General features: G+C 71.6%; 6 protein-coding genes. 2 read left to right on the forward strand and 4 right to left on the reverse strand.

Features of this window, described 5'->3' with window-relative positions; translation table 11 throughout:
* Window positions 1-94 precede the first annotated feature (94 nt).
* A complete protein-coding gene (locus BGM09_RS16920; protein WP_188282437.1) occupies window positions 95-649 on the reverse strand; it encodes an SRPBCC family protein in 555 nt (184 codons plus the stop codon).
* A gap of 134 nt (window positions 650-783) precedes the next feature.
* Complete coding sequence (locus BGM09_RS16925) at window positions 784-1,545, reverse strand: metallophosphoesterase (RefSeq protein ID WP_188282438.1); 762 nt, start codon at window positions 1,543-1,545, stop codon at window positions 784-786.
* 243 nt (window positions 1,546-1,788) lie between these two features.
* Between BGM09_RS16925 and BGM09_RS16930 the strand changes: the two genes are divergently transcribed.
* Window positions 1,789-3,585, forward strand: a complete 1,797-nt coding sequence (locus BGM09_RS16930; protein WP_188282439.1) for an AMP-dependent synthetase/ligase — start codon at window positions 1,789-1,791, stop codon at window positions 3,583-3,585.
* A gap of 10 nt (window positions 3,586-3,595) precedes the next feature.
* On the opposite strand, the gene BGM09_RS16935 is transcribed toward BGM09_RS16930, so the two are convergent.
* Window positions 3,596-5,242 carry a GMC oxidoreductase gene (locus tag BGM09_RS16935; RefSeq protein ID WP_188282440.1) on the reverse strand — a complete coding sequence of 549 codons (1,647 nt, stop codon included), beginning with the start codon at window positions 5,240-5,242 and terminating at the stop codon, window positions 3,596-3,598.
* A 150-nt stretch (window positions 5,243-5,392) separates the two neighbouring features.
* Window positions 5,393-6,523 carry a glycosyltransferase family 4 protein gene (locus BGM09_RS16940; protein WP_188282441.1) on the reverse strand — a complete coding sequence of 377 codons (1,131 nt, stop codon included), beginning with the start codon at window positions 6,521-6,523 and terminating at the stop codon, window positions 5,393-5,395.
* 88 nt (window positions 6,524-6,611) lie between these two features.
* Here BGM09_RS16940 and BGM09_RS16945 point away from each other — a divergent pair, with 88 nt between their 5' ends.
* Window positions 6,612-7,904 carry a glycosyltransferase 87 family protein gene (locus BGM09_RS16945; protein ID WP_188282442.1) on the forward strand — a complete coding sequence of 431 codons (1,293 nt, stop codon included), beginning with the start codon at window positions 6,612-6,614 and terminating at the stop codon, window positions 7,902-7,904.

A 7,904-nucleotide genomic window follows, 5' to 3' on the forward strand; every position in this document is an offset into this window, starting at 1 on the left:
CACGGCGGTCGCCGCCGCGACCGTGGTGCGGCCCGCGCCTCCGTGGCCGGTGACGAGCAGGGTGCGGGGCGGTCGCGGGGCGCGGGTCACCGGGTCAGGCCGGATCGTCGGGCTTGGCGGCGGAACCGGCTGAACCGGCCGCTGGGTCGGCGGAACCGGCTGAACCGGCCGCTGAGTCCGGGCCGCCGGCCGCGTCCCCGCCCTCGCCGCTCCCGGACTCGACGCGCTTCTTCAGGCCCGCGAGCGCCCGGTCGATGATGACCTTCTCCGCCTTGCGCTTGATCATGCCGAGCATGGGGATCTTGACGTCCACGGTGAGCTGGTACGTCACCTCGGTGCGCGTACCGCCGTCGCGCGGCGCGAGGGCGTAGGAGCCGTCGAGGGTGCGCAGCATCTGGGACTTGACCAGCGACCAGCGCACCTCGGTGGCGCTGATCCAGGTGTACGCGAGGGTGTGGTCGTCCTTGATCGCCCCGGCGTCGAGCAGCAGCCGGACCTGCTCGGCGCGGCCTTCGGCGTCGGTGGCGAGGACTTCCGCCTCCTTGACCTCTCCCGTCCACTCCGGGTAGCGGCCGAAGTCGGCGATGACGCCCATGACGGCGGCCGGAGCCGCCTCGATCGTGATGCTCGACTTCGTGTGTTCCGCCATCGCCGTAGCCCCTCCGGGACATCGCATGCCATTGCTGCTGAAGGCTACCGCGTGCAGGTGGGGCGGCCGTCACCGCTGCGGGCGCCGCCGGTCGCGTCCCGCCGGGCGGGTCCGGGCGGGCGGGTCCGGGCGGGTCACCACTCCAGGACCCATGGCCGGCGGGTGTGGTTGAAATGCCCGACGTTGACGCATTCGGTGCGGCCGATCCGGGTGCGCGGCACCAGCGGCTGGTGGACGTGGCCGAACAGCGCGAATTTGGGCCGGACCGCGTGGATCGCCTCCAGCAGCGCCTGGCTGCCGCGCTCGAAGCGCCGGGCGGCGGTGTCGTAGCAGAGTTCCGGGATCGCGGGCGGGATGTGGGAGCAGAGCACGTCGACCGGGCCGAGGGCGGCGACCTTGGCCGCGTACTCCTCCTCGTCGACCTCGTACGGGGTGCGCATCGGGGTGCGCAGGCCGCCGCCGACGAAGCCGAAGACCCGGCCGCCGATCTCGGCGGTCGCGCCGTCCAGGACGGTGGTGCCCGGACCCGCGTACTCCGGCCAGAGGGCCGGGATGTCGACATTGCCGTAGGTGGCGTACGTCGGGGTGGGGAAGGCGGCGAACAGCTCCGCGTACTGCTTGCGTACCGCGGACTCGATGGCGGTGCGCCGGTCGGTACCGGCCCACAGCTCCTGGTCCAGGACCCTGGCCTCGTCGAAGCGGCGGGCGGTGCGCAGCTCGACCATCCGGTCGGCGTTGGCGACGCCGAAGAGGTCGGGGAAGATGCCGCGGGAGTGGTCGGCGTAGTCAAGGAAGAGGACCAGGTCGCCCAGGCAGACCAGCGCGTCCGCGCCGTCCCCGGCCCGGCTCAGGGCCTCGGCAGCGCCATGGACGTCACTCACCACATGGACCCGCATGCGGACACTTTATAACCGGGCAACGCCGTAGCGGGTCAGCAGCGGCCCGGCCGGGCGCTGGACTACTCTTCCGGGCAGGAACCCAGCCGCTCCGCCCCGGTGTGTGAAGCGCGTGTGATGTGCGTGTGACGCTGAGAACATCTGTACGGCCCCCCTATCGCCAGAGCTTTACCGATGGGTAACGTCCACGCCGTCCACATCTTCCCTCCGGGTGCGCCGTGGCACCGATGAGGAGCAGCCGCCTTGCGTGAGTTCAGCCTTCCGGCCCTGTACGAGGTCCCCGCGGACGCCAATCTGACGGATCTGATCCGCCGCAACGCCGCTCAGCATCCGGACACCGCCGTCCTCGCCCGCAAGGATTCCGCGGGCCGGTGGCAGGACGTCGGCGCGGCGGGTTTCCTCGCCGAGGTGCGCGCCGCGGCCAAGGGTCTGATCGCCTCGGGCGTGCAGCCGGGCGACCGGGTGGCCGTGATGTCCAGGACGCGGTACGAGTGGACGCTGCTGGACTTCGCGATCTGGAGCGCGGGCGCGGTCACCGTGCCGGTCTACGAGACGTCGTCGGCGTCCCAGATCGAGTGGATCCTCAGCGACTCGGGCGCGGTCGCGGCGGTCGTGGAGTCCGAGCCGCACGAGAGCGCGGTGGAGTCCGTACGGGAGCGGCTGCCGCAGCTCAAGCACCTGTGGCGGATCGACACCGGCGCGGTGGACACGCTGAACGCGGCGGGTACCGACATCTCCGACGCGGTGGTGGACGAGCGCAGCGCGAGCGCGGGCGCCGACTCCCCCGCGACCATCGTCTACACCTCGGGCACCACGGGCCGCCCCAAGGGCTGTGTGCTGAGCCACCGCGGCTTCTTCGCGGAGTGCGGCAACGTGGTGGAGCGGCTGAGCCCGCTGTTCCGTACCGGCGACTCCTCGGTACTGCTCTTCCTGCCGCTGGCCCACGTCTTCGGGCGGCTGGTCGAGGTCGCGGCCGTGATGGCGCCGATCAGGCTCGGCCATGTGCCGGACGTCAAGAACCTCACCGACGACCTCGGCTCGTTCCGGCCGACGATGGTCCTGGGCGTGCCCCGGGTCTTCGAGAAGGTCTACAACACCGCGCGGGCCACGGCGCAGGCGGGCGGCAAGGGCAAGATCTTCGACCGCGCGGCGGCCACCGCGACCGAGTACAGCCGGGCGCTGGACACCACGGCGGGCCCGTCGCTGAAGCTGCGCCTCGCGCACAAGGTCTTCGACCGGCTCGTCTACGCCAAGCTCCGCGCGGTCCTCGGCGGCCGGGCCACCCACGCGATCTCCGGCGGCGCGCCGCTGGGCGAGCGCCTCGGCCACTTCTACCGCGGTATCGGCTTCACGGTGCTGGAGGGCTACGGCCTGACCGAGTCCTGCGCGGCCACGGCCTTCAACCCCTGGGACCGTACGAAGATCGGTTCGGTCGGCCAGCCGCTGCCCGGCTCGACCGTGCGGATCGCGGACGACGGCGAGGTGCTGCTGCACGGCGAGCACCTGTTCACCGGGTACTGGAACAACGAGGCGGCGACCGCGGAGGCGGTCTCCGACGGCTGGTTCCACACCGGTGACCTGGGCTCGCTCGACGAGGACGGCTATCTGTCGATCACCGGCCGGAAGAAGGAGATCATCGTGACGGCGGGCGGCAAGAACGTCGCGCCCGCGGTGATCGAGGACCGGATCAGGGCGGACGCGCTGGTCGCCGAGTGCATGGTGGTCGGTGACGGGCGCCCGTTCGTGGCGGCGCTGATCACCCTGGACGAGGAGTTCCTGCCGCACTGGGCCGAGCAGCACGGCAGGGCGGGCGCGGGCGTCGCCGAGCTGGCGGCCGACCCGGAGCTGCTGGCGGCCGTGCAGCGCGCGGTGGACGAGGGCAACGCGGCCGTCTCCAAGGCCGAGTCGGTGCGGAAGTTCCGTATTCTGCCGACCCAGTTCACGGAGGAGTCCGGCCACGTCACGCCGTCGCTGAAGCTGAAGCGGAATGTCGTTCTGACGGATTACGCGGATGAGATCGAGGCGCTCTACCAGCGCTGAGGTTCTGTCCTCAGACGCCGGACGGGCTGATTTCCGCGAGGGCACTGTCCATGAGGCGCTCCGCGAGCGCGGTGATCGTCACGAACGGGTTGACGCCGATGGAGCCGGGGATCAGGGAGCTGTCGGTGACGTAGAGGTGGTCGTAGCCGCTGACGCGGCCGTACGCGTCGGTGGCGCGGCCGAGCGGCAGGCCGCCCAGCGGGTGGTAGCAGAAGTCGTCGGCGAAGGCTTTGTTGCCGCCGAAGAGGTCGTAGCGGTAGATCGTGCCCTGCTTGCGGTTGATCCGGTCGAAGAGGGTCTTGGCGGCCTTGACCGAGGGCTGGTTCTGGGCGAGCGTCCAGTTCAGCCGGGCGGAGTCGGTGGCGGCGTCGTAGGAGAAGGTGCCGCGTTCGGGGTTCTTGGTGATGGCCAGGTAGAGGCTGATCCAGGTCTCGAAGCCGATCGGGAGCGGGGCGATCTCGGCGAAGACCGGGTTGCTCGCGTTGGACCAGTCGTCGATGCCCATGACGGGGATGGTGGACTGGTGCGCCCCGGTGGGATTCCAGAGGTAGTTGGCGCGGGCGAGCATGATGTTGCCGTTGCCGCCCCAGGCGGTGCCCACGCTCGCGTTGAGCCGCGGGAGGGTGCCGGTCTCGCGGGCCCTGACCAGGATCTCGGTGGAGCCGAGGCTGCCCGCGGCGAGGAAGAGGTAGCGACAGCCGACCTCACGGGTCTCCACGACCGCGCCGGTCAGGTCGATCCGGTCGACGGTGAGGACGTACGTGCCGTCGGCCGCTCTTCTCACGGCTCTGACCCGGCTGAGGGTCTCGATCGTCACGTGCCCGGTGCCGATCGCCGAGGCCAGATAGGTCTTGTCGACGCTGCGCTTGCCGTGGTTGTTGCCGTAGATGACCTCCTGGTCCAGCGCGGACTTGGTGGCGGTGCCCGCGGCCTCGGCCTTCATGTACGAGAAGTCGTACACGTTCGGCACGAAGGTGGTGTTCAGACCGGCGCTGTGGGCCTGGTCGCGGGAGACGCGGGCGAATTGATACCACTCGGTGGACTCGAACCAGGCGGGGTCGACGGTGTTGACGCCGAGCATGCTGTTGGCGCGCGGGAAGTACGTGGAGTACATCGCGGTGGAGTCGACCTGCGGGAGCACTTCCTCGAAGTACGCGCGTGACGGGGTGACGGCCATGCCGCCGTTGACCAGGGAGCCGCCGCCGACACCACGGCCGACGTAGACGGACATGTCGCCGTAGTGCACGCGGTCCAGGACGCCGGGGTAGGGGGTGATGTTCTTGTTGACGAGGTCGAGCCAGAGGAAGGTGGCCAGCGGCGCCTCGGTGCGGTTGCGGAACCACATCGAACGCTGGTCGGGCGAGCTGGTGTTGCAGAAGATCTTGCCGTCGGCGGCGGGGGTGTCCCACAGCCGTCCCATCTCCAGGACGGTGGTGGTGACACCGCGCTGGCCGAGCCGGAGGGCGGCGACGGCGCCGCCGTAACCGGAGCCGATCACGATGGCGGGGCTGAAGGTGGTGGCGGCGGGCTCCGCCTGCACGGCGGACGCGGCGGACGCGGGGGTCGCGGAGAGCGCGATACGGGTGAGGCCGAGTGCTGCTGCGGTCTGGAGGGCGCCGAGTCCCAGAAAGTGACGGCGCGTCAGGTCTGATGTCATGCGCGCATGATGGGCGGGTCCGCGTGAACCCTCCATGCCCATGAAGCATGGTCTTTTACGGCGCTCTCATACGGCGGCCGGTTCTTCGTACGGCGGCCGGTTCTCGTACGACGACGGCGCCGGGACGGCGGCTGTGGCCGCGCCCACGGGTCACAGCAGGGACGTGAGCCGTTCCGCCAGCAGGTCCCAGCGCCAGGCGTCCTCGACCCAGCGACGGCCGCGCTCACCCATCCGGGCGCGCAGTTCGGGGTCGCGCAGCAGGGTCAGGACGCGGTCGGCGCACTGCGCGGGCGAGCCGCCCGCGACCACCCAGCCGGTCTCGCCGTCCAGGACCGCGTCGGGCGCGCCGCCGGAGTCGCCCGCGATCACCGGCAGCCCGGTCGCGGACGCCTCCAGGTAGACGATGCCGAGCCCTTCGACGTCCAGGCCGCCGCGCCGGGTCCTGCACGGCATCGCGAAGACGTCGCCGGCGCCGTAGTGGGCGGGCAGTTCCTCCGACGGCACGGGCCCGGTGAAGCGCACCGCGTGGCCGACGCCGGTCCGCTCCGCCAGCTTCTCCAGGTCTCCCCGGTACGGTCCGCCGCCCACGATCAGCAGCGCGGCGTCCGGCACCTCGTGCAGGATCCGCGGCATCGCCTGGATCAGCGTGTCCTGGCCCTTGCGCGGCACCAGCCGCGACACGCACACCACCACCGGGCGGTCGGCGAGACCGAGCCTGGCCCGTACCACCGCGCCGCCCGAGCCGGGGTGGAAGGTCTTCTCGTCGACACCGGGGGGCAGTTGGACCATCCGGGCGGCGGCGGCCGGTGTCAGCGCGGCGGCGATCCGGGAGCGGGTGTACTCGCCGAGGTAGGTGAGGGTGTCGGTGCCCTCGCCGATCCGGCGCAGCAGCGAGCGGCTGGCGGGGAGCTGCGCCCAGGCGGCCTCGTGCCCGTGCGTGGTGCCGACCAGCCGCCGCGCCCCGGCCTCGCGCAGCGCGGGCGCCATCAGGCCGAGCGGGGCGGCGGCGCCGAACCAGACGGAGGAGCAGCCGTGTTCGCGCAGCAGGCCGGCGGCGCGCCGGGTGACCCGGCGGGTGGGCAGCAGCATCGAGGTGCGGTCGCGGACCACGGCGAAGGGCTGCTCCGCGTCGAAGCGGGCGACCTCGGCGCCGTCCTTCCAGGTGGAGGCGTAGACGACGACCTGTCCCGGGTCCATCCACAGCGCCATGCCGTGCACGAAGGACTGGATGCCGCCGGGCCTGGGCGGGAAGTCGTTGGTCACGATCAGGGTCTTGTCCATCGCCGCCGACAGTACCCGCTCACGGGGTGTTCACCCGGCTGGCCGCCACCGGCCGCGTCCGTCCCGCGACCGGGCTGCCGTTCACCGCATGATACATATCGTGACAAACACACATATCAGCGGTCGGGGCTGGGCCGTGCTCACCTGGGTCGTCACCCGAGCCGCGTTCCTGTTGTTCGTGTTCGAGGTCGTCCACTTTCCCGGCCAGTACATCGCCCACGATGTCTCGTCCGTCTACCACCGCTGGTACGGGGTGCTGAGCACGGGCAGCTTCCCGCTGCACGACGTGACCTGGCAGTACCCGCCCGGGGCCGCGCTGGTGATCCTCGCGCCCGGTCTGCTGCCCTTCCTCAGCTACACCGCCGCGTTCTTCTGGCTGGCCTTCCTGGCGGACGCGGTGATCCTGGCGGTGCTGCTGCGCGACTCGCGGGTCAGGCGCGGCGGCCGGATGGCCGGGGTGTGGGTGTGGGTCGGCGGCGGCGCGCTGCTCGGCCCGATCATCTACGCCCGCTACGACGTGATGGTCACCGCCGTCGCCGTGGCGGGGCTGCTCCTGCTGCCGCGCCGCCCGAAGGCGGGCGGGGTGCTGGCCGGGGTGGGCGCCATGCTCAAGGTGTGGCCGCTGCTGCTGCTCATCGGGACGCCCCGCGGCCGTACCACCCGGCGGTCGTGGATCTCGGCGGCGGTGACGATGGCGGTGATCGCGCTCGCGTTCCACCTGGCCATGCCGGGTTCGCTGTCCTTCCTCACCTTCCAGCGCGACCGCGGCACCGAGGTCGAGTCGCTGGGCGCCACCGTCTTCCACATCGCCCGGCACTTCGGCTGGCACGGCACCGCGCGGATGCACTACGGGTCGGTCGAGTTCATCGGCCCGCACGTGCACCTGGTGAGCACCGCGGCGATGGCGCTGTCCGTACTGGCCTTCGCCTGGCTGCTGCTGTGGCGGCTGCGGGCCCGTACGTACTCGGTCGCCACGCCCTTCGACGCGGCCTTCACCGCGGTGCTGGTCTTCACCACCACCAGCCGGGTGATCAGCCCGCAGTACATGGTGTGGCTGGTCGGCGTCGGCGCGGTCTGCATGACGCTGCGGGAGTCGGTGGTCCGGCGGCCGGTCGCGCTGATGCTGGGCGCGACGCTCTTCACCACGCTGGAGTTCCCGATCTTCTTCGAGGACATCGCCCACAGCGACAAGCTGGGCGTGGCGCTGATCGTCACCCGTAACGGCCTGCTCGTCCTGGCCTCCCTGAGCGCGTGCCGCCGGCTGTGGGCGGCCACGGTGCCGCGCCGCGCGGCGCGCGGCGCGGTCGAGGGGGAACCCGCCGACGCCCCGGCCGCGGTGCTCACCCGGGCCGAGCGGGTCGGGGTGCACGACAAGGGTTAG

Source organism: Streptomyces sp. CBMA29 (assembly GCF_014596445.1).
GTDB lineage: Bacteria > Actinomycetota > Actinomycetes > Streptomycetales > Streptomycetaceae > Actinacidiphila.

Bases quoted from the DNA above. Each gene is read 5' to 3' on its own strand.
- BGM09_RS16945 (WP_188282442.1), top strand. From the start codon at position 6,612: ATGATACATATCGTGACAAACACACATATCAGCGGTCGGGGCTGGGCC.
- BGM09_RS16935 (WP_188282440.1), bottom strand. From the start codon at position 5,242: ATGACATCAGACCTGACGCGCCGTCACTTTCTGGGACTCGGCGCCCTC.
- BGM09_RS16920 (WP_188282437.1), bottom strand. From the start codon at position 649: ATGGCGGAACACACGAAGTCGAGCATCACGATCGAGGCGGCTCCGGCC.
- BGM09_RS16925 (WP_188282438.1), bottom strand. From the start codon at position 1,545: ATGCGGGTCCATGTGGTGAGTGACGTCCATGGCGCTGCCGAGGCCCTG.
- BGM09_RS16940 (WP_188282441.1), bottom strand. From the start codon at position 6,523: ATGGACAAGACCCTGATCGTGACCAACGACTTCCCGCCCAGGCCCGGC.